This is a genomic window from Glycomyces endophyticus (assembly GCF_039531525.1).
In the GTDB taxonomy this organism is placed as follows: Bacteria; Actinomycetota; Actinomycetes; order Mycobacteriales; family Micromonosporaceae; genus Glycomyces; species Glycomyces endophyticus.
The window spans coordinates 329,038-347,741 of the sequence record NZ_BAAAQF010000010.1 but is presented as its reverse complement, the minus strand read 5'-3'; the positions used below and the strand labels follow the sequence as shown (position 1 = coordinate 347,741).

Annotated in this window: 20 protein-coding genes and 1 riboswitch; of the genes, 17 read left to right on the top strand and 3 right to left on the bottom strand. The window is 72.6% G+C overall.

The window, feature by feature from the left end:
• The 12 genes from ABD419_RS15445 to ribH all read left to right on the top strand — a co-directional run bounded on the left by ABD419_RS15445 (position 1) and on the right by ribH (position 11,142).
• Entirely contained in the window at positions 1-759 is a 759-nt protein-coding gene (locus tag ABD419_RS15445) for a hypothetical protein (RefSeq protein ID WP_344487895.1), read from the top strand.
• Entirely contained in the window at positions 759-1,454 is a 696-nt protein-coding gene (locus tag ABD419_RS15440) for a hypothetical protein (protein ID WP_344487893.1), read from the top strand. The genes ABD419_RS15445 and ABD419_RS15440 overlap by 1 nt, the downstream gene beginning before the upstream one ends.
• The gene (locus ABD419_RS15435) at positions 1,451-2,149 is read left to right on the top strand and encodes a hypothetical protein (RefSeq protein WP_344487891.1); all 699 of its coding nucleotides are present in this window, start codon (positions 1,451-1,453) and stop codon (positions 2,147-2,149) included. The genes ABD419_RS15440 and ABD419_RS15435 overlap by 4 nt, the downstream gene beginning before the upstream one ends.
• Before the next feature lie 217 nt (positions 2,150-2,366).
• Complete coding sequence (gene def / locus ABD419_RS15430; protein ID WP_344487889.1) at positions 2,367-2,918, top strand: peptide deformylase; 552 nt, start codon at positions 2,367-2,369, stop codon at positions 2,916-2,918.
• Complete coding sequence (gene fmt / locus ABD419_RS15425) at positions 2,915-3,835, top strand: methionyl-tRNA formyltransferase (RefSeq protein WP_344487887.1); 921 nt, start codon at positions 2,915-2,917, stop codon at positions 3,833-3,835. The genes def and fmt overlap by 4 nt, the downstream gene beginning before the upstream one ends.
• Complete coding sequence (locus ABD419_RS15420) at positions 3,832-5,235, top strand: RsmB/NOP family class I SAM-dependent RNA methyltransferase (RefSeq protein ID WP_344487885.1); 1,404 nt, start codon at positions 3,832-3,834, stop codon at positions 5,233-5,235. Before fmt ends, ABD419_RS15420 begins: the two co-directional genes overlap by 4 nt.
• Before the next feature lie 144 nt (positions 5,236-5,379).
• Positions 5,380-6,720 (top strand): glycoside hydrolase family 6 protein, encoded by a 1,341-nt coding sequence (locus tag ABD419_RS15415; RefSeq protein WP_344487883.1) that lies wholly within the window; start codon positions 5,380-5,382, stop codon positions 6,718-6,720.
• 76 nt (positions 6,721-6,796) lie between these two features.
• Positions 6,797-7,492, top strand: a complete 696-nt coding sequence (gene rpe, locus ABD419_RS15410) for a ribulose-phosphate 3-epimerase (protein ID WP_344487881.1) — start codon at positions 6,797-6,799, stop codon at positions 7,490-7,492.
• Between the two features lie 7 nt (positions 7,493-7,499).
• Positions 7,500-8,489, top strand: a complete 990-nt coding sequence (locus ABD419_RS15405) for a GGDEF domain-containing response regulator (RefSeq protein ID WP_344487879.1) — start codon at positions 7,500-7,502, stop codon at positions 8,487-8,489.
• 79 nt (positions 8,490-8,568) lie between these two features.
• Positions 8,569-8,710, top strand: a riboswitch (FMN riboswitch).
• Positions 8,711-8,799: 89 nt separating this feature from the next.
• Complete coding sequence (locus tag ABD419_RS15400; RefSeq protein ID WP_344487877.1) at positions 8,800-9,423, top strand: riboflavin synthase; 624 nt, start codon at positions 8,800-8,802, stop codon at positions 9,421-9,423.
• Between the two features lie 11 nt (positions 9,424-9,434).
• Complete coding sequence (locus ABD419_RS15395) at positions 9,435-10,670, top strand: bifunctional 3,4-dihydroxy-2-butanone-4-phosphate synthase/GTP cyclohydrolase II (protein WP_344488044.1); 1,236 nt, start codon at positions 9,435-9,437, stop codon at positions 10,668-10,670.
• A 1-nt stretch (position 10,671) separates the two neighbouring features.
• Positions 10,672-11,142 carry a 6,7-dimethyl-8-ribityllumazine synthase gene (gene ribH / locus ABD419_RS15390; protein ID WP_344487875.1) on the top strand — a complete coding sequence of 157 codons (471 nt, stop codon included), beginning with the start codon at positions 10,672-10,674 and terminating at the stop codon, positions 11,140-11,142.
• A gap of 48 nt (positions 11,143-11,190) precedes the next feature.
• On the opposite strand, the gene ABD419_RS15385 is transcribed toward ribH, so the two are convergent.
• Positions 11,191-12,630, bottom strand: a complete 1,440-nt coding sequence (locus tag ABD419_RS15385; RefSeq protein ID WP_344487873.1) for a glycosyltransferase family 39 protein — start codon at positions 12,628-12,630, stop codon at positions 11,191-11,193.
• 135 nt (positions 12,631-12,765) lie between these two features.
• On the opposite strand from ABD419_RS15385, the gene ABD419_RS15380 reads away from it, so the two are divergent.
• Positions 12,766-13,041 (top strand): DUF1905 domain-containing protein, encoded by a 276-nt coding sequence (locus tag ABD419_RS15380; protein WP_344487871.1) that lies wholly within the window; start codon positions 12,766-12,768, stop codon positions 13,039-13,041.
• On the opposite strand, the gene ABD419_RS15375 is transcribed toward ABD419_RS15380, so the two are convergent.
• Positions 13,034-13,948 carry an NmrA family NAD(P)-binding protein gene (locus tag ABD419_RS15375; protein WP_344487869.1) on the bottom strand — a complete coding sequence of 305 codons (915 nt, stop codon included), beginning with the start codon at positions 13,946-13,948 and terminating at the stop codon, positions 13,034-13,036. The genes ABD419_RS15380 and ABD419_RS15375 overlap by 8 nt on opposite strands.
• 109 nt (positions 13,949-14,057) lie before the next feature.
• On the opposite strand from ABD419_RS15375, the gene ABD419_RS15370 reads away from it, so the two are divergent.
• Together ABD419_RS15370 and ABD419_RS15365 are read left to right on the top strand one after the other, a co-directional pair.
• Positions 14,058-14,810, top strand: a complete 753-nt coding sequence (locus tag ABD419_RS15370) for a TetR/AcrR family transcriptional regulator (protein ID WP_344487867.1) — start codon at positions 14,058-14,060, stop codon at positions 14,808-14,810.
• A gap of 84 nt (positions 14,811-14,894) precedes the next feature.
• Complete coding sequence (locus ABD419_RS15365; RefSeq protein WP_344487865.1) at positions 14,895-16,568, top strand: glycoside hydrolase family 2 protein; 1,674 nt, start codon at positions 14,895-14,897, stop codon at positions 16,566-16,568.
• Between the two features lie 48 nt (positions 16,569-16,616).
• Here ABD419_RS15365 and ABD419_RS15360 read toward each other — a convergent pair whose 3' ends face one another.
• On the bottom strand, positions 16,617-17,321 hold the full coding sequence (locus ABD419_RS15360) for a GH12 family glycosyl hydrolase domain-containing protein (RefSeq protein WP_344487863.1): 705 nt from the start codon (positions 17,319-17,321) through the stop codon (positions 16,617-16,619).
• 218 nt (positions 17,322-17,539) lie between these two features.
• On the opposite strand from ABD419_RS15360, the gene ABD419_RS15355 reads away from it, so the two are divergent.
• Together ABD419_RS15355 and hisG are read left to right on the top strand one after the other, a co-directional pair.
• On the top strand, positions 17,540-17,803 hold the full coding sequence (locus ABD419_RS15355) for a phosphoribosyl-ATP diphosphatase (protein ID WP_091050946.1): 264 nt from the start codon (positions 17,540-17,542) through the stop codon (positions 17,801-17,803).
• Between the two features lie 14 nt (positions 17,804-17,817).
• Positions 17,818-18,663: an ATP phosphoribosyltransferase gene (gene hisG / locus ABD419_RS15350; protein WP_344487860.1), complete on the top strand. Its 846-nt coding sequence runs from the start codon at positions 17,818-17,820 to the stop codon at positions 18,661-18,663.
• Positions 18,664-18,704: the final 41 nt, after the last annotated feature.

Genomic DNA, 18,704 nt, shown 5'->3' with positions numbered 1-18,704 from the left:
ATGCCCGCCCTCGCCAACCTGGGCCTCTCCACCCGCCGGTACGCCCTCGGCCTCGGCTTCGCGCTCGAAGGCCTGAAGTACTTCAAGTACTGGGTCGCCGCCGCCCTCGTCCTCTCCTTCGCCGTGCCGCTGATCGTCTCGCAGTACACCGACATCACGCTCTCGGCCTGGTTCTACACCGCGAACGCCGGCAAGTGGTTCACCGCGTTCGTCGGCGGCGGCTTCGTGTACACCCTGGTGCCCACCATGGTCGCCGCGGGCCTGACCCGCCGCGAGCTCGCCGTCTCCATGGGCGTCTTCGGGCTCCTGTGGTCGCTCCTGCTCGGCGCGATCGCGTTCGCCGGGATCCTCGGCGAGCGCGCCTACTACGGCGCGCTCGGCTGGTCCCAGGGACTCGACGCCGGCGACGTCATCGCGCCCATCGGCACGCTCGGCGACACCGCCGCCTTCGCCGCCCACTACCCGCTGCTGTACCTGGTGTACTTCCTGGCCGGCACGGTCATCGGCATCGCGTCCTACCGCTGGGAGGCCTCCGGCTGGCTCCTGCTGGTGCCGATCATCCCGGTCGTGTTCAGCCTCGACAACGGCCTGTACCGCACCGAGCCCGTCGGCCCGGGCTGGGCGGGGTTCCTCGGCTTGTTCATGGACGACTGGGCCCGCTGGTTCATCGTCGCCGCGATCGTTGTGGTCGCCGCGGGCCTCGCGGCCGCCGCCTACCGCATCCTCATCGACGTCCCGCTCCGATCGAAGCAGGCGTGATGACCGCACTCGACACCGCCCGCGCGCCCGTCCTCGCGCGCCGCCGCTACCGCCTCGGCCTGTCCCTGTTCCTCGGCTCCGCCCGCTGGCTCCGCTGGATCGTGCCCGCCTGGGTCGTCCTGACCCCGCTCCTGTCGCTGCTCTTCAGCGACGCGGTCGAGACGGGCCTGTGGCGGATCACCGCCACGGTCTTCCAGTGGTTCGTCGCCAGCGTCGCGGGCATGTGGTTCTACCAGAACCTGCCCGGCACGATCGCCCGCGGCGTCACCCGCCGCGAGGTCACCACCGCCTACCTGATCTTCGGCGTCCTCGCCTCGGTCGCGACCGCCGCGCTCGTCACCGCCGGGGCCCTCGCCGAGCACGCCCTGCTCACCGCGTTCGCCGAACCGGCCGACACGTGGGCCGGCACCCTCGCGACCGGCGCCCGCTACCTCGTGATCACCCCGATCTACTTCTTCACCGGCGCGCTCATCGGCGCCTCCGCGATCCGCTTCGGCGGCGGCAACCTGTTCACGATCATCGTGCTCGTCGCCGCCTCCGGCCACTACGCGGGCATCCTCGCCCTCGAGTTCGAGTTCTTCGGCACCGGCGGCGGCCTCGCCCTCTGGCTCGGCGTGTGCCTCGCCGTCATCGCGGTGCTCGTCGCCGGGGTCGTCGCCGTCGTCCGCACCATCCCCGTCAGGAGCAGGTCATGACCGCACTCGCCACCCGACCCTTCCAGCTCGCCGTCCGCTTCTCCGCCCGCGCCGCCAGGACCTGGGGTCTGTGGACCGTCATCGCGTTCGCCGCCGCCGCGGCGGCCTCGGCGCTCCTGCGCGCCGCCACCGGCGGCGGCCTGGAGTTCGCGGTCTTCGTGCTCATGTCCGTCCCGCTCATGGCCGCGGGCCTGGGCTGGAGCCACACACAGCAGCGCTACCCGCGGACGGTCGCCGCCGGCGTCACCCGCGGGCAGTTCCTGGGCGCCTCCGCGCTGTACGGCGCGGTCGTCGTCCTCGCCTCCGCCGCGTTCATCCGGCTCGGCCTCCTCTACGTCGACCTCGCCTCCACCGGGGCCGCGGTCTACGGCGAGTCCGTCGCCGAGTCCTTCGCCCGGCCCGCCCTCTACCTCGCCTGCGGGGCCGCCGCCGGGGCCGTCATGACCCGCTTCCAGAGCCGCACCGCCGGTGCCGTGGCCGCCGCGTTCGTCTTCGCCGTCGTCGTCTTCCGCGAGGTCGTCGTCTGGGGCGCCCTCACCGCCGCCGGGGAGCTCCCGCAGAAGGAGGGCGTCATGATCTCCCTCCCGATCGAGGGCGTCTCCCTGGTCCCGGTCGACGCCGTCGGGGCCGTCCTCTTCGCGGTCCTCGCCTGGGCGCTCCTGCGCGGCGCCCCGATGCGGCCGAAGACGGGCTGAGCCGTGGGCCTCCTCCTCGCCGACGTCCCGTTCCCGATGCTCGTGGTCGCCGCGTGCATCGCGGCGGGCGTCGTCGCGGGGCTCCTCCTCACCGTCGGCCCCGCGCCGGAGCCGCCCGCGCGGAGACGCGCCACACCGCCCGCCGACCCGGTACGGCGCACGCCGGGAGAATGGGACACTGGTGAACGGCCAGTACACGCTCCGGAAGGTCAGCACATTGTCGATCCAGCCCATCCGCATCTTCGGCGACCCGGTCCTGCGCACCGCGGCCGAGGACGTCGACACCTTTGACAAGGAACTGCGGAACCTCGTGAAGGACCTGCTCGACACCATGCGCGACGAGGGCGGCGCCGGCCTCGCCGCGCCCCAGCTGGGCGTCAGCAAGCGCGTCTTCACCTTCGACGTCGACGACGTCGTCGGGCACATCGTCAACCCGCTCCTGGAGTTCCCCGACGAGGAGGAGCAGGACGGCCCCGAGGGCTGCCTGTCCCTGCCGGGCCTGTACTTCGACACCGTCCGCCGCCAGAACGTCGTCGCCAAGGGCTTCAACGAGTACGGCGACCCCCTCCAGATCGTCGGCACCGGCCTCATGGCCCGCTGCCTCCAGCACGAGACCGACCACCTCGACGGCATCATCTTCATCGACCGCCTCGACTCGGAGCGCCGCAAGGCCGCGCTCACCGAGATCCAGTCCCAGGACTGGTACAACGAAGAGGTCAAGGTCAAAGTCACCCCCCACGACTCCAAGGGTGTGTTCTTCAAGCGATGAGGATCGTCTTCGCCGGGACCCCGGAGGTCGCGCTGCCGACCCTCGAGGCCCTCCACGCGTCCGCCCACGAGGTCGCCGCCGTCCTGACCCGGCCCGACGCGCCCACCGGGCGCGGCCGCAAGGTCCACCGCTCGCCCGTCGCCGCCTGGGCCGACGACCACGGCGTCGAGGTCCTCACCCCGGCCAGGCCCCGCGAGCCCGAGTTCCTCGACCGCCTCCGCGACCTCGACGCCGACATCGTCCCCGTCGTCGCCTACGGCGCGCTCGTCCCGCCCGCCGCCCTCGCGATCCCGCGGCTCGGCTGGATCAATCTGCACTTCTCGCTGCTGCCCGCGTGGCGCGGCGCCGCGCCCGTCCAGTACGCCGTCCTCAACGGCGACGAGATGACCGGCGCCTGCGTGTTCCAGCTCGAGGAGGGCCTGGACACCGGCCCCGTCTACGGCCGCCTCACCGAGCCGATCGGCCCCGCCGACACCGCCGGGGACCTCCTCGACCGCCTCGCGGTCGCCGGGGCCCGCCTCATGCTCGACGTCGTCGACGGCCTCGGCGCCGGCGCCCTCGCCGGGCAGACCCAGCCCGACGACGGCGTCTCCTACGCCCCCAAGGTCACCGTCGAGGACGCCCGCGTCCGCTGGAGCGACCCCGCCTTCGCCGTCGACCGCCGCGTCCGCGCCGTCACCCCCGCCCCCGGCGCCTGGACCGAACTCGACGGCCAGCGCCTGCGCCTGGGCCCCGTCACGCCCGACCCCGACGCGCCCCGCCTCGCCCCCGGCGAGGTCGCCCTCGGCAAGCGGGCCGTGCACGTCGGCACCGCCACCCACCCGGTCCGGCTGGGGCAGGTCCAGCCCGCCGGCAAGAAGCCCATGGACGCCGCATCGTGGGGCCGCGGCCTCCAGACCGCACCGAGGTTCGCATGAGTGACGACAGGCCCCGCCGCAGCAGGCGGCGACGCGACGACGAGGCCCCGCGCCCCACGGTGAACCCCCGCCGCATCGCGTTCGACGCGATCAGCGCCGTCACCGCCGACAACGCGTACGCGAACATCGTGCTCCCGCGCATGATCAACGAGACCGGCCACACCGGCCGCGACGCCGCGCTCATCACCGAGCTCACCTACGGCACCCTGCGCAGCCTCGGCACCCTGGAGCAGATCCTCGCCGCCGCCTCCGGCCGGGACGTGCGCGAACTCCAGCAGGACCTCCTCGACGCCCTCTGCCTGGGCGCCTACCAGCTCCTGTACATGCGCATCCCGCCGCACGCGGCCGTCGCCACCACCGTCAGCCTCGTCAAGGCCGCCGTCAGCCCCCGCGTCTCCGGGCTCGCCAACGCCGTCCTGCGCAAGGTCGCCGCCAAGGACCTCGACCAGTGGTGCGAGGAGCTCGCCACCGGCGACCGCCTCCACGACCTCTCCCTGCGCCACGCGCACCCTGAGTGGATCTCCCGCGAGTTCGAGGCCGTCCTCGGCACCGCTCCGGACGGCGCCGACGAGCTCGCCCCCGCGCTGGCCGCCGACAACGTCGCGCCGCCGGTCCACCTGTGCGCCAAGCCCGGTCGCATCACCAAGGGCGACCTGTCCCGCGAGACCCGCGGCGGCCTCCACGGTCGGTTCTCGCCGTACGCGGTGTACCTGCCCGGCGGCGACCCCGGCCGGATCAGGTCGGTCGCCACCGGCCTCGCCCACGTCCAGGACGAGGGGTCGCAGCTCGTCGCCGTCGCCCTCGCCGAGGCGCCCCTGGAGGGCCCCGACGCCGCCTGGGTCGACCTGTGCGCCGGGCCCGGCGGCAAGACCGGCCTGCTGGGCGCGATCGCCGCGCAGCGCGGCGCGCACCTCGACGCCGTCGAGGTCCAGCCGCACCGCGCCGAACTGGTCGCCAAGGCCGCCAAGGGACTCCCGGTCACCGTCCACACCGGCGACGGCCGGCTGTTCGGCGAGCCGGACTCGGCCGACCGGGTGCTGGTGGACGCCCCGTGCTCGGGGCTGGGCGCGCTGCGCCGCCGTCCGGAGGCGCGCTGGCGCAAGCAGCGCTCGGACCTGGACGCCCTGGTGCCGCTCCAGCGGGAGCTGCTCGCGGCCGGGCTCCGGTTGGCGCGCGAGGGCGGCCTCGTCGCGTACGTGACCTGCTCGCCGGTGCTCGACGAGACCTCCGAAGCGGTCGAGTCGGTGCTCAAGGCCGGGGGAGCGGAGCTCGTGCGGCCCGACTGGCTCATCGACCGCGTGCCGGACTCGGCGCGGGGCGACTTCGTGCAGCTGTGGCCGCACCGGCACGGCACCGACGCGATGTTCATGGCGCTGCTGCGCAAGACCGGCAACCGGTAACACCCCAGTTCGTCCGCGGTGGGGGCTTCGTGCTGCCTTTTGCCGGGTGTGGTCGCCGAATTCCCGTGATTGGAAGCGCTACCATACATTGACATAAGTGAATGTACTCCGGGCTACCGGCACCTAGACCCCAAGGAGCACCAGATGAACCGACGACAGCGCCTCGCGGCGATCGTCGCGGCGACGGCGACCGCCGTGGCGGCCGCGCTCAGCGCGGGCCTCCTCCTCAGTCCCAACGCGGGAGCGCAGGACGTCTCCGCCCAGGCGGAAGCACTGTGGACGAACCCGAACACGCAGGCGGCCCGCTGGGTCGCCCAGAACCCGAACGACTCCCGCGCGGCGATGATCCGCGACCGGATCGCCGAGACCCCCGCGGGCACCTGGTTCACCCAGACCAGCCCCACCGGCGGCATCGCGTCCCAGGTCTCGGCCGTGGTCGACGGCGCGGCGGCCGCCGGGGCGGCCCCGATCATGGTCGTCTACAACATCCCCAACCGCGACTGCGGCGGCGCCTCCGGCGGCGGCGCGTCCAGCCACTCGGTCTACCGGGGCTGGATCGACCAGATCGCCGCCGAGCTCGACGGCCCGGCCTACATCGTCCTCGAACCCGACGTCATCGCGCACGACTGCTACGGCTCCAGCGAGCTGGCCCAGATCAACGCCTCGCTCGCCTACGCCGCGCAGACCCTCAAGGCCGCCGACTCCGGCGTCAAGGTCTACATCGACACCGGCCACTCCAACTGGCTCGCCCCCGGCACCGCCGCCTCGCGGCTCCAGGCCGCCGGCGTCCAGCACGCGGACGGTTTCTCGATCAACACCTCGAACTACCGCACCACCGCCGAGTCCACGGCCTACGCCAACCAGATCCAGAACATCATCGGCGCCGACAAGGGCGCCGTCATCGACACCAGCCGCAACGGCAACGGCCCCTCGGGCTCCCAGTGGTGCGACCCCTCGGGCCGCGCCGTCGGGAACCACCCGACCACGGCCACCGGCGCGAACGGCATCGACGCGTACCTGTGGGTCAAGCTCCCCGGCGAGGCCGACGGCTGCGCCGGCGCGGCCGGCCAGTTCATCCCCGACATCGCCTACCAGCTCGCCAGCAACGCCGGCTCCGGCTGGCCCGGCGACGTCGAGCCGACCGACCCGGTCACCACCGACGACCCGACCTCGGAGGAGCCGACCACCGGCGGCCCCGCCGGCGACTGCACCGTCCACATCGACACCGTCTCGTCCTGGAACGGCGGCTGGCAGGGCAAGGTCTCGATGACCGCCGACGCGGCCGTCAACGGCTGGACCGTCAACTGGACCTGGCCGGGCTCGCAGTCCGTCCAGTCGAGCTGGAACGTGCAGCTCACGAGCTCGGGATCGACCGTGACGGCCCGGGACGTCGGCTGGAACGCCGCCGTCGGCGCGGGCCAGACGAAGGAGCTGTTCGGCTTCGTCGCCTCCGGCCCGGCGGCCGACTTCGACGTCGCCTGCTGAGCCGCATCCCGACCTGAGCCACAGAAGGCACCAGGTGTCCGGCCTGCGTCGCGGTTTCGCGACCTACACTGTCCGTGTGGCACAGTTCCAAGCGGCGCAGGCCGACACCGTCATCGCACCGAGCCTCCTGGCGGCCGACTTCGCCCGCCTCGCCGAGGCGGCCGCCGCGGTCGAGGGCGCCGTGGACTGGCTCCACGTGGACGTCATGGACAACCACTTCGTCCCCAACCTCACGCTCGGACCCCCGATCGTCAAGTCCCTCAAGGCCGCCACCGGCATCCCGCTTGACTGCCACCTCATGATCGAGGACCCCGCGCGGTGGGCCGTCGGCTACGCCGAACTGGGCGCGTACAACGTCACCTTCCACGCCGAGGCCGCCGACGACCCCGTCGCGCTCGCGAAGGACCTGCGCACAGCAGGCGCCAAGGCCGGCCTCGCCATCGACCGCGACACCGCCGTCGAGGACTACCTGGACCTCCTCCCCGAGTTCGACACGCTCCTGATCATGACGATCAAGGCCGGGTTCGGCGGCCAGCAGTTCATCCCCGCCATGCTCGACAAGGTCCGCACCGCCCGCGCCCACGCGAGCGGCGGCCACCTGGAGCTGCGCATCGAGGTCGACGGCGGCATCGCCGACGACACCATCGCGGCCGCCGCCGAGGCCGGAGCCGACGCGTTCGTCGCCGGCACCGCCGTCTACGGCGCGGACGACCCAGCCGATGCGGCCCGGCGCCTGCGCGCCCGCGCCGACGCGGCGCGATCGCCCCATTGAGCCGCGCATGGCCCCTTCCACCCCCGACCTGGTCCTCATCGCCGACGCCGACCCCGAGATAGCGGAGTTCCTGGCCTCGCGGCTGCGAGCCGACGGCTTCGACACCGCGCTCGCCCGCGACGGCTACCAGGCGCTCGCGGGCATCGCCCTGCGCCGCCCCGGCATCGTCCTCCTCGAAGCCGACCTGCCGTTCATCGACGGCCTCGCCCTCACCCGCCAGCTCCGCGCCGACCCGGCCACCGCGAGCCTGCCGATCATCCTCCTCGGCGCCCAGCCCTCCTCGGCCGACAAGATCGCCGGCCTCAAGGCCGGCGCCGACGACTACATCGCCAAGCCCTTCGACCCCGCCGAGGTCTCCGCCCGCATCGACTCCGCGATCCGCCGCCACCGCGAGGTCCGCGAGTCCTCCCCGCTCACCGGCATGCCCGGCAACGACCGCATCCTTCGCGAACTCCAGTCCTGGATTAAGCGCGGCGACCCGTTCGCCTTGTGCTACATCGACATCGACCAGTTCAAGGCGGTCAACGACGTGTACGGGTTCGTGCGCGGCGACGAGTTCATCCGCGCCCTCGCCGAGTGCGTCTACGCCGCCGCCGGCGACGCCGGGGCCGCCCCGGTCTTCCTCGGCCACGTCGGCGGCGACGACTTCACGATCCTCTGCGTCCCCGAGCACGCCGAGGCCGTCACCGGCTTCCTCAACGACCACTTCGCGCGCCGCGTCCGCCAGCTGTGCGACCCCGCCGACGCCGAGCGCGGCTACATCGAGCACGCCGACCGCACCTCCCGGCGCATGATCCGCTCGCGCCTGCCCACGCTCTCCATCGGCGTCGCCCTCTCGACCCAGCGCCGCTTCAGCGACGCCTACGAGGCCGTCGCCGAGGCCACCGCCCTCAAGAGCGTCGCCAAGTCCCATTCCGGCAACTACGTCGCCTACCCCGAGGGCCGGGCCCCCGGCCGGGCCGGACGCCGGCCCGTGTTCTGGACGAACGAGCACTGACCGACCGGGCGGCAAGTAGGGTGCGTCACAGTCCGCACCTCGCCGGAATATCCCCGTGGCACAATTCCTTGTAGCAAACGCGCGTCAGCGGGGTCGGTGAAATTCCGAGCCGGCGGTGAGCGGCGACAGCCGCGAGTCCGCGACCCGTCCGCAACCAGCGGACGGTTGACCTGGTGAGAATCCAGGACCGACGGTCAAAGTCCGGATGGGAGCAGACGCAACGCGGGAGGCCACTGGTGGCCCCTGCGAGTATTCCTCTTGCCCCCGCCTGCGCGCCGTACAGCAACGCAGCAGGTAGGGAGTTCCAATCGTGTTCACCGGAATCGTCGAAGAACTCGGCGAGGTCGTCAAGGCCAGTGAAGCGTTCCTGGCCGTCCGCGGCCCGCTCGTCACCTCGGACGCCGCCCTCGGCGACTCCATCTCCGTCAACGGCGTCTGCCTCACCGTCGTCCAGGTCGACGGCGACGTGTTCACCGCCGACGTCATGGCCGAGACCTACCGCCGCACCGCGATCGGCGACCTCGCCGAAGGCGACCGCGTCAACCTCGAACGCGCCGCCACCCTCACCACCCGCCTCGGCGGGCACCTCGTGCAGGGCCACGTCGACGGCGTCGCGCACCTCGTCAAGCGCACCCCGGCCGCCGAATGGGAGGAGGTCACCTTCCGCCTCCCCGCCGGCCTCGCGAAGTACGTGGTCGAGAAGGGGTCCATCACCGTCGACGGCACCTCCCTCACCGTCGCGGCCATCGACGGCGACGAGTTCACCGTCGGCCTCATCCCCACCACCCTGGAAGCGACCACCCTGGGCCGCAAGCAGGTCGGCGACCCGGTCCACATCGAGACCGACGTCGTCGCCAAGCACGTCGAGAAACTCCTCCAGAGCCAGAGCCGCCCGGCGGCTCGCACCTTCGCCGAGAACGGGAGCCAGCTGTGAACGACATCCGCATGAACACCGTCGACGAGGCCATCGCGGCCATCAAGGCCGGCCGGCCCGTCATCGTCGCCGACGACGAGGGCCGCGAGAACGAGGGCGACATCATCTTCGCCGCCGAGGACGCCACCCCCGAACTCGTCGCGTTCACCATCCGCCACACCGGCGGCTACCTGTGCGTCCCCATGCTCGCCGACCGCGCCGACCTCCTCCAGTTGCCCCCGCAGGCCGCCGAGAACCAGGACCCGCGCGGCACCGCGTACACCGTCACCGTCGACGCCCGCCGCGGCATCGCCACCGGCATCTCCGCCGCCGACCGCGCCCACACCATCAACGTGCTCGCCAACACGGGCACCGTCGCCGGCGACCTCAGCCGCCCCGGCCACGTCGTCCCCCTGCGCGCCAGGGAAGGCGGCGTCCTCGTCCGCACCGGCCACACCGAGGCCGCCGTGGACCTCGCCCGCCTCGCCGGCAAGCAGCCGGTCGGCGTCCTCAGCGAGATGATGAACGACGACGGCACCATGATGCGCCTGCCCGAGCTCCGCGAGTTCGCCGACGAGCACGGCCTCGCGCTCATCACCGTCGCCCAGCTCGTCGAGTGGCGCCAGCGCAACGAGGTGCACGTCAAGCGCCTCGCCGAGGCCCGCCTCCCGCTGGAGTCCGGCGAATTCACCGCCGTCGGCTACCGCGCCGTCTTCGACGGCAACGAGCACGTCGCGCTCGTCAAGGGCGACATCGGCGACGGCGAGGACGTCCTCGTCCGCGTCCACTCCGAGTGCCTCACCGGCGACGCCTTCGGCTCCCTGCGCTGCGACTGCGGTCCCCAGCTCCAGGCCGCCCTGCGCGCCGTCGAGGCCGAGGGCCGCGGCGTCGTCCTCTACATGCGCGGCCACGAGGGCCGCGGCATCGGCCTGGTCCACAAGCTCCAGGCGTACCAGCTCCAGGACCAGGGCCGCGACACCGTCGACGCGAACCTCGAACTGGGCCTGCCCGCCGACGCCCGCGACTGGGGCATCGGCGCGCAGATCCTCGACGACCTCGGCATCAAGTCGATGCGGCTGCTGACCAACAACCCGGACAAGCGCGCCGGGATCGAGGGCCACGGCCTGAAGGTCGTCGACCGCGTGGCCCTGCCGACCTACGCCACGCCCGACAACATCGCCTACCTGACCACCAAGCGCGACCGCATGGGGCACCTCCTCGCGGACCTGCCCACGCTGTCGCCCGTCGCCGCAATGGAAGCCGCATAACATGTCCGGACACGGAGCACCCGAAGCCAACGTCCCCGACGCCACCGGGCTCACGCTCGGCGTCGTCGCCACGGACTGGAACGCCGAAGTCGTGGGGCAGCTGCTCAAGCGCGCCCTCGACGCCGCCGCCGACGCCAAGGTCGCGGAGGTGAAGGTCCTGCACGTCGCGGGGGCCGTCGAACTCCCGATCGCCGCCCAGGCGCTGGCCCGCAGATACGACGCCGTGGTCGCCCTCGGCACCGTCATCCGCGGCGGCACCGCCCACTTCGACTTCGTCTGCAAGTCGGTCACCGAGGGTCTCACCCGGGTCGCGCTCGACGAGTCGACCCCGGTCGCCCACGGCGTGCTGACCGTGGAGAACCAGGGCCAGGCGCTCGCCCGCGCCGGGTTCGCGGACTCCGCCGAGGACAAGGGCTACGAGGCGGTCGTGGCCGCACTCGGTGCGGCCCTGGCGATCCGCTCGCTCGACTGATGCACGTGCGAAGGCCGCGCCCGCGACTGCGGGCGCGGCCTTCGGCGTCTAGCTGAAGCGCTGGAAGTCCGGCCAGACCTCGTCCCAGGTGCCCCGCAGCCCGGTGCAGACGAGGACGGCCTCGCCCTGCTCCTCGTTGTCGACGCCGACGCCGTTGTCCAGCTCCGCCTCGACGGTGCACGCCTCGAAGTACACGCCCACCTGGGCCGGCGGCAGGCCGACGACGACCACCGTGCCGGCGTCCGCCGGGGGTGGCCCGTACTGGTGGAGGGCGTTGTGGCCGCTGAACACCGGCGGCAGGTGCTCGCCGTACCGCTCCAGCGACCCGGCCTCGCCGTAGTTCGCGGTGACGATCGCCCCGGCCTCGGGCGCGGCCGCGACCACGGCCTCGACCTGGTCGGTGTACGCCTGCCAGCCGACCTGGTCGGGCACGGAGTTGTTCATGTCCGGGATCGGGGTCCCGCCGACCTCGCCGACGGGGATGAGCGGCAGCGCGACCACCAGCGAGACCGCGCTGTTGAGCGCGGCGGCCGTGACGAGCAGCCCGCGCCGCCCGAGGCCGCGCGCCCACGCCGCGACCGGGACGCACCCGATCGCGTAGAACACGATGACCAGGCCCATCGGGTAGTAGAACTGGCCGCCGGTGACGAGCACGATCACCAGGAGCACCGGGTAGGCGACCGCGAGCGCCCGGACCGGGCGCCACTCGGGCCTGCGAACGAGCGCCCAGACTCCCGCGAACCAGACCGGGACCAGGAACAGGCCCACGAGCAGGAACTGGAACGGCAGCAGCAGGACGCGGTTCTCCGCGCCGTCCGACTCGTTGATCGCCGAGGCCATCTCCAGCTGCGGCCAGCCATGCACCGCCTGGTAGACCAGGTTCGGCGACCCGACGACCAGCGCGATCGCGACGCCCGCCCACAGCCACTTCGATGCGAGCGCCGCGCGCGGACCGACCGCGAGCAGGCCCACCGCGAGGCTCAGGAGCAGTAGCACGATCAGGTGCTTGTTGTACAGCCCGATCCCGGTGACCGCGCCGACCGCGAGCCACCAGCGCGGGTCGCGCATGAGGGCCCGGATCGCGAAGAGCAGCACCGCGACCCACACCAGCAGGTCCACCGTGGCCGTGGAGAGGGTGTGCCCGAACGCGAGCGCCACGCCCGCGAACGCCAGGCCCCAGGCGCACAGCGCCTGCGCCGCCCTGCCGCCGCCGAGTTCGCGGGCGGTGAAGACGGCGAGCCACAGCACGCCGACCATGCACAGCGCCGAGGGGATCCGCAGCGCCCACAGCGTGTCGCCGAACAGCGCGATGGAGGCCTGGCCCAGGAGCGGGGTGAGCGGCGGCTGGTCGACGTAGCCCCACGCGGGGTCGAGCATGCGGAAGTACAGCTCGTCGCGGTGGTAGTCGTACCGGGCGTTGGTGAGGGCGAGGACGGCGGCGAGCGCGAGGCTCGCGAGCGTCGGGTGCAGTCGGTGGAGCGGACGCATGCTGCGGCCTTTCGAGGGTGGGGGGCCCGGCCCTGAGCGTACCGGAGCACCGCGGGCCCGGCGGCCTGGCCGGACGCGATGAATCCGCCGCGTCCGCGTCGTCCCTATCAGCACCACCGATGCCAGGAGGGCGACATGCCGCAGGATCTCGACTACACGTTCACCGCGCCGATCGAGAAGGACGGCTCCTTCCCGACCTACCTCACCGTGCCGGGCTCGGCCGAGCTCCTCGGCACCCGCAAGGCCGTCAAGGTCACCGGGACGATGGACGGCCACGAGTTCGCCGCGACCCTGATGCCCTCCGGGCAGGGCCCGCACTGGCTGCCCGTGCGGGCCGCCCTGTGCAAGGCCATCGGCAAGGCCGGGGCGGGCGAGCCAGTGACCGTCCACCTGTCCCAGCGGCTCACCTAGCGGCGTCGGTCCGCGCGAAGTACGCCTCCACCAGGGGCTTGCCGATCCCGGTCATCCACTGCTCGAAGGTGAGCAGGCCGGGGTGGACGGCGCGGAGCGCGTCGATGTCGACCTCGATGCGGTGCCGGTTGATGAGCCCCAGCGTCTTCGCGGTCGAGGGACTCTGCGCGGCCACGGCGGCCGCGTCGATGCCCACGTACGGCACGTCGCGGCCGGTGACGCGGGAGATGATCGCGACCTTCTCCAGCTGCGTGATGTCGTCTCCGGCGAGCTCGTACGCCTTCCCGGTGTGCGCGGCGGGGTCGGTGAACGCGATGGCGGCGAAGGCCGCGATGTCGTCGGCGGCGATGTGCGGCTCGTACGTGTCCGCGTGCAGGAGCGAGACGAGCGCGCCGTCCTGAAGCTCGCGGATGGAGTCGAAGGTGTTCTCCATGAACGAGGTCGGCCGCAGGATCGTGTACGGCACCCCGCTCGCCGCGATCGCGCGCTCGGCCTCGGCCTTGCGCTGGAGCATGTCCATGTGCGGCTCCAGCGGGCCGCCGACGCCGACCGAGGAGGAGTGCACGAGGTGCGCGGCCCCGGCGGCCTTCGCGGCCGCGCCGAGGTTCGCGGCCGACCGCTCCTCGTGTCCGAGGTCGTGGCCGTACGGCCCGCCCTCGTAGGACCCGGCGTGGACGCTGAAGACGCCCCACGCGCCCGCGGCCGCCCGGTCGAGCGAGGCCCGGTCGCCGAGGTCGCCCTCGACGACCTCCGCCCCGGACTCCTTGAGCGCCTCGGCCTTGGCGCTCGACGCGTCGCGGGTCAGCGCCCGCACGCCCCAGCCGTCGGCGAGGAGCCGGGCCGCGACGGCCCCGCCCTGCCGGCCGGTCGCGCCGGTCACGAGAATGGTCCGATCGATCGCAGGCATGATGAGGTCCTTTCCGTTCCCTGGGCCGCCGACTAGTATCGGAGTCGGCGACCCGCTTGATGAAACGGAACACTACACCCGTTTAGTGGCGGGCACGAGAGGGGGCACGGTGCCGACCACCGCGAAGCGCGCCGAGCGCGCGGACGCCCAGCGCAACCGGCGCAAGGTCCTGGAGACGGCCGACCGGCTCTTCGGCGAGGGCGGCACCGCGGTCTCCCTGGGGGAGATCGCCGCCGCCGCGGGCGTCGGCGCCGGCACCGTCTACCGGCACTTCCCGACCAAGGACGCCCTCCTCGCCACCGTCCTCGACCAGCGCCTCACCGCCCTCGGCGAGTACGGCGCCGAGATGGTCCGCCACCCCGATCCCGAGGTCGCCTTCTTCTCCTACCTGGGATTCCTCGCCGACCAGTCGCTCGCCAACCGCGCCATCTGCGAGGCCCTCGCGGGCCGGAGCGACTGGATGGAGCCGACCAAGGCCGCGGGCGCCTGCGTCGTCGACGCCCCGCTCGGGGTCCTGCTGCGCCGCGTCCAGGCGAGCGGCGCCGTGCGCGCCGACCTCGACCTGGAGGACGTGCGGGCCCTGCTCTCGTGCTGCGTGGGCATGGCCGCGGGGACCGGGTCCCGCGAGCGCGCCCGGCGCCTCGTGGAAGTCGTGTGGGACGGCCTCCGCGTGCAACGGAACTCCGAGATCCGTAACGAAACGCGGCCGATGTTCGAGCCCGGTGACGAAACCGCCGTAACGGAAGGCGCCTGCCCGGTCTGCGGCGGCCCGATCGCCCACGCCGCCACCGGCCGCCCCGCCAAGTACTGCTCCCCGGCCTGCCGCCAGAAGGCCTTCCGGGAGAAGCGGAAAGGCGCCTGATCCAGGCCCAGGCCAGGGCCGCGGCAACCGGTTGGCAAGCGCTCGCCTAGGATCGGCCGGAGTCCACCCGCGAAGGAGGCCGCCATGGCCCGCCGATTCCGCCAGCACGTGCTCCGACCGGTCGCCGACCTCGACGGCGTCTGGGACTTCGCCTACCTCGGCGACGCCGACCCCGACGCGGTCGACCCCGCCGGCATCGTCTTCGACGACGTCATGGCCGTCCCCGGCTGCTTCGACGCCACCCCCGCCTACGCGGGCCGCCGCGGCCTGGCCGCCTACCGCACCCGCGTCGCCGTCGCGCCCGGCCGCCAGCGCCTGGTCTTCGAGGGCGTCCAGCACTGGTGCCGCGTGCTGTGGAACGGCGAGCCGATCCGCGACCACGCGGGCGGCTTCACGCGCTTCACCGCCGAGACCGCGTCCGCGGCGGGCGAGGCCGAGATCGTGGTCCTCGTCGACAACCGCTTCGGCGAGCGCTCGCCGCTGCACCTGGAGCACTTCGACTGGTACCACTTCGGCGGCATCAGCCGCAGCGTCGCGCTCCACCGCCTCGGCCCGGTCCGGATCGACGGCCTGAAGATCGACACGGTCTCGGTGGGGGACAAGCGCCTTCAGGTGCGCCTCGACTACACCGCCGACGCGCCCGCGACGGTGCCGCTCGCGATCGAGGTCGACGGCCGCCCCGTGCTCGCCGAGGACGTGGCCCTCGACACCGCCGGGTCGATCACGCGCACCGTCGAGGTCCCCTGGGCCGCACCGTGGTCCACCGCCGATCCGCACCTCTCGCTCCTGGCCGCGACCCTCGGCGGCGACGACCTGCGCGAGCGCTTCGGCCTGCGCGAGGTCGCGACCGCGAACGGCCGCATCGCCCTCAACGGCGAGCCGGTGACCCTGCTCGGGGTCAACCGCCACGAGCTCCACCCGCAGTTCGGCCACGCCCAGCCCGCCGCGCTCCTGGTCGCCGACGTGCAGCAGCTCAAGGACCTCGGCGCGAACTTCGTGCGCGGCAGCCACTACCCGCTCGACCCGCTGTTCCTCGACCTGTGCGACGAGGCGGGCCTGCTGGTGTGGAGCGAGTCGATCGGCTGGCAGTACCCGGTCGAGCACCTCACCGACCCGGCGTTCGTGGAGGCGCAGCTCGCGCACGTCGGCGAGATGGTCGAGGCCGCGCGGAACCACCCCTCGGTCGTCCTGTGGGGCGTCCTCAACGAGTGCCCGAGCTGGTCCGAGGCCGGGTACCCGGTGTACGAGGCGCTCCTGGGCCGCCTGCGCGAGCTCGACCCGACCCGCCCGGTGACGTACGCGAGCCTGAACGCCTTCGACGACAAGTGCTTCGACCTGGTCGACGTCGTCAGTGCGAACACCTACCCCGGCTGGTACTTCGGCGATGTCGCGGGCATCCCGGCCGAGCTCGACCGCATCGCCGCCCACGTCGACGCCCTCGGCCACGGCGACAAGCCGCTCATCGTCTCCGAGATCGGCGCCGGCGCGGTGCCGGGCTGGAACGACGCCAACGGGTCCCTGTGGACCGAGGACTACCAGACCGCGCTGCTGACCACCGTGGTCGACCACGTGATCGGGCACGACCGCATCTCGGGCCTCGGCATCTGGGTCCTCGGCGACTTCCGCACCACCGAGCACCGGGAGATGCTCCTCAAGCGCCCGCGCGGGGTCAACGACAAGGGCCTGGTCGACGAGTACCGCCGCCCCAAGCAGTCCTTCAAGGCCGTGCGCGAGCGCTTCCGGAGGCATGACCGGTGAGCCGCACGGCGCAGGGCCTCCCGCGAAGCGGGAGGCCCTGCCGCGTCCTCAGACGCTGAGGGAGTAGCTGTTGACCCGGAAGTCCCTGCCGCCCGCCGAGGAGGTGATCTCCCAGCCGAACTGGATCTGGTCGATCCGCACGTTGGGCATGCGGCCGGTGTTCACCAGCCACTGGCAGTGGGCGGTGATGTTGACCGTCGAGTTCGTGGTGTGGGTGTGCGCCAGGAAGTTGTACACTGGGTTCGCCCCGTTGTGGCCCTGGTAGTAGCCCCAGTTGCGGCCGCCGAGGTTGACGTTGGTCTGGAAGCTGCCGAGCGGGCCGACCGCGCCGTACCACTGGGTCCAGATCATGATCTCGTGCGCGTGGCCGTTGCCCCATACGTCGTACGCGGTGTTGTACGCCAGCCCCGAGCCGCTGGGCACGGTCACGTTGTGGGAGCTGGAGACGTTGCCCATGCTGGAGACGTTGCGCCCCAGCGTGTACGAGACGTTCGGGTAGGACTTGATGCCGCCGGTGTTCGGGTGGTTCGCCCACACGCCCCAGTTCGAGGCCGAGTTCGCCCAGATCGACTGGGCGCCCGCGCCCGAGCCCCAGATGTTGTTGTACAGCGTGTAGGCCCCGGTGGTCCAGTTCCCCCACTGGGCGGAGGAGGACCAGACGGCGGCCTGCGCCGGGGATTGCAGGGCGCCGACGGCGCCCGCGGTGGCCAGCGGGGCGGCCAGCGCGGCGGTGAGGAGCGATCTGCGTCGCATAGGCGGTGCGCCTTTCTCAAGAGTCGCGGTGTCGGTCATCGGCATTCGAGTTCGACAAATGTCGATACGTTAATTAAAACAGACGACCAAACGAATGTCCAGAGCCGCCGCGCGCCGTCGTCTCGCGCGCGTGATGTCGGTCTCGGCCGTCCCGCACTCCGGTCGCCGCGCCGCGTCGGCGGCGGTCCGGGCCGGTCCGGCGCGTAGCATTCACAGACGTGAAGACCTTCGAGCAGCTCTACGCCGAACTTTCCGAGAAAGCAGTCACCCGCCCCGAGGGCTCCGGCACCGTCGCCGCCCTCGACGCCGGCGTCCATGCCATCGGCAAGAAGATCGTCGAAGAGGCGGCCGAGGTCTGGATGGCCGCCGAGTACGAGTCGGACGAGGCCGCGGCCGAGGAGATCTCCCAGCTCCTCTACCACCTCCAGGTGATGATGGTCGCCCGCGGCATCAGCGTCGACGACGTCTACCGGTACCTCTAGAAAGGCCCATCCGCATGCTCCGCATCGCCGTGCCCAACAAGGGCGCGCTCTCCGAGGGCGCCACCGACATGCTGACCGAGGCCGGCTACCGGCAGCGCCGGTCCAGCCGCGACCTCCAGTCCGTCGACGCCGCCAACGGCGTCGAGTTCTTCTACCTGCGCCCCGGCGACATCGCCACCTACGTCGCCTCCGGCGACCTCGACCTGGGCATCACCGGCCGCGACCTCGCCGTCAACTCCGGCGCCGAGGTCGAGGAGGTCCTCGCGCTCGGTTTCGGCCGCTCCACGTTCCGCTACGCGGCCCGCCCCGGCGAGGTCGACGACGTCGCCGGGCTCGACGGGAAACGCATCGCCACCTCCTACCCGGGCGTGGTCCGGCGCGACCTCGAGCAGCACGGCGTCAAGACCGAGATCGTCAAGCTCGCCGGCGCCGTGGAGAACGCGATCGCCCTCGGCGTCGCCGACGCCATCGCCGACGTCGTCGAGACCGGCACCACCCTCAAGCAGGCCGGGCTCGCCGTCTTCGGCGACCCGATCATGCACTCCGAGGCCGTCTTGGTCCGCAAGGGCGGCAACCCCGGCAACGGCGCCACCGAGCAGCTCCTGCGGCGCCTGCGCGGCGTCCTGGTCGCCCGCTCGTACGTGATGCTCGCCTACGACGTGCGCGCCGAGCTCCTGGAGTCCGCCGTCGAGCTGACCCCCGGCATCGAGTCCCCGACGGTCTCCCCCCTGCATCGGGAAGGGTGGGTCGCCGTCCAGTCGATGACCGAGCGCGCCGACCTGCACCGCGTCATGGACGCCCTCTACGAGCTGGGCGCCCGCGGCATCCTCGCCTCCAACATCGACGCCTGCCGCCTCTGAGGGCGCCGCGCACCGCCGACCGGGTCCCGCCCCGGCCCGCG

Coding starts and splice junctions, on each gene's coding strand:
- ABD419_RS15360 (WP_344487863.1), bottom strand. CDS start 17,321: ATGCGACGCAGATCGCTCCTCACCGCCGCGCTGGCCGCCCCGCTGGCC.
- ABD419_RS15435 (WP_344487891.1), top strand. CDS start 1,451: ATGACCGCACTCGCCACCCGACCCTTCCAGCTCGCCGTCCGCTTCTCC.
- ABD419_RS15415 (WP_344487883.1), top strand. CDS start 5,380: ATGAACCGACGACAGCGCCTCGCGGCGATCGTCGCGGCGACGGCGACC.
- ABD419_RS15440 (WP_344487893.1), top strand. CDS start 759: ATGACCGCACTCGACACCGCCCGCGCGCCCGTCCTCGCGCGCCGCCGC.
- ribH (WP_344487875.1), top strand. CDS start 10,672: ATGTCCGGACACGGAGCACCCGAAGCCAACGTCCCCGACGCCACCGGG.
- ABD419_RS15395 (WP_344488044.1), top strand. CDS start 9,435: ATGAACACCGTCGACGAGGCCATCGCGGCCATCAAGGCCGGCCGGCCC.
- ABD419_RS15380 (WP_344487871.1), top strand. CDS start 12,766: ATGCCGCAGGATCTCGACTACACGTTCACCGCGCCGATCGAGAAGGAC.
- ABD419_RS15405 (WP_344487879.1), top strand. CDS start 7,500: ATGGCCCCTTCCACCCCCGACCTGGTCCTCATCGCCGACGCCGACCCC.
- ABD419_RS15385 (WP_344487873.1), bottom strand. CDS start 12,630: ATGCGTCCGCTCCACCGACTGCACCCGACGCTCGCGAGCCTCGCGCTC.
- ABD419_RS15375 (WP_344487869.1), bottom strand. CDS start 13,948: ATGCCTGCGATCGATCGGACCATTCTCGTGACCGGCGCGACCGGCCGG.
- ABD419_RS15445 (WP_344487895.1), top strand. CDS start 1: ATGCCCGCCCTCGCCAACCTGGGCCTCTCCACCCGCCGGTACGCCCTC.
- ABD419_RS15365 (WP_344487865.1), top strand. CDS start 14,895: ATGGCCCGCCGATTCCGCCAGCACGTGCTCCGACCGGTCGCCGACCTC.
- fmt (WP_344487887.1), top strand. CDS start 2,915: ATGAGGATCGTCTTCGCCGGGACCCCGGAGGTCGCGCTGCCGACCCTC.
- hisG (WP_344487860.1), top strand. CDS start 17,818: ATGCTCCGCATCGCCGTGCCCAACAAGGGCGCGCTCTCCGAGGGCGCC.
- ABD419_RS15420 (WP_344487885.1), top strand. CDS start 3,832: ATGAGTGACGACAGGCCCCGCCGCAGCAGGCGGCGACGCGACGACGAG.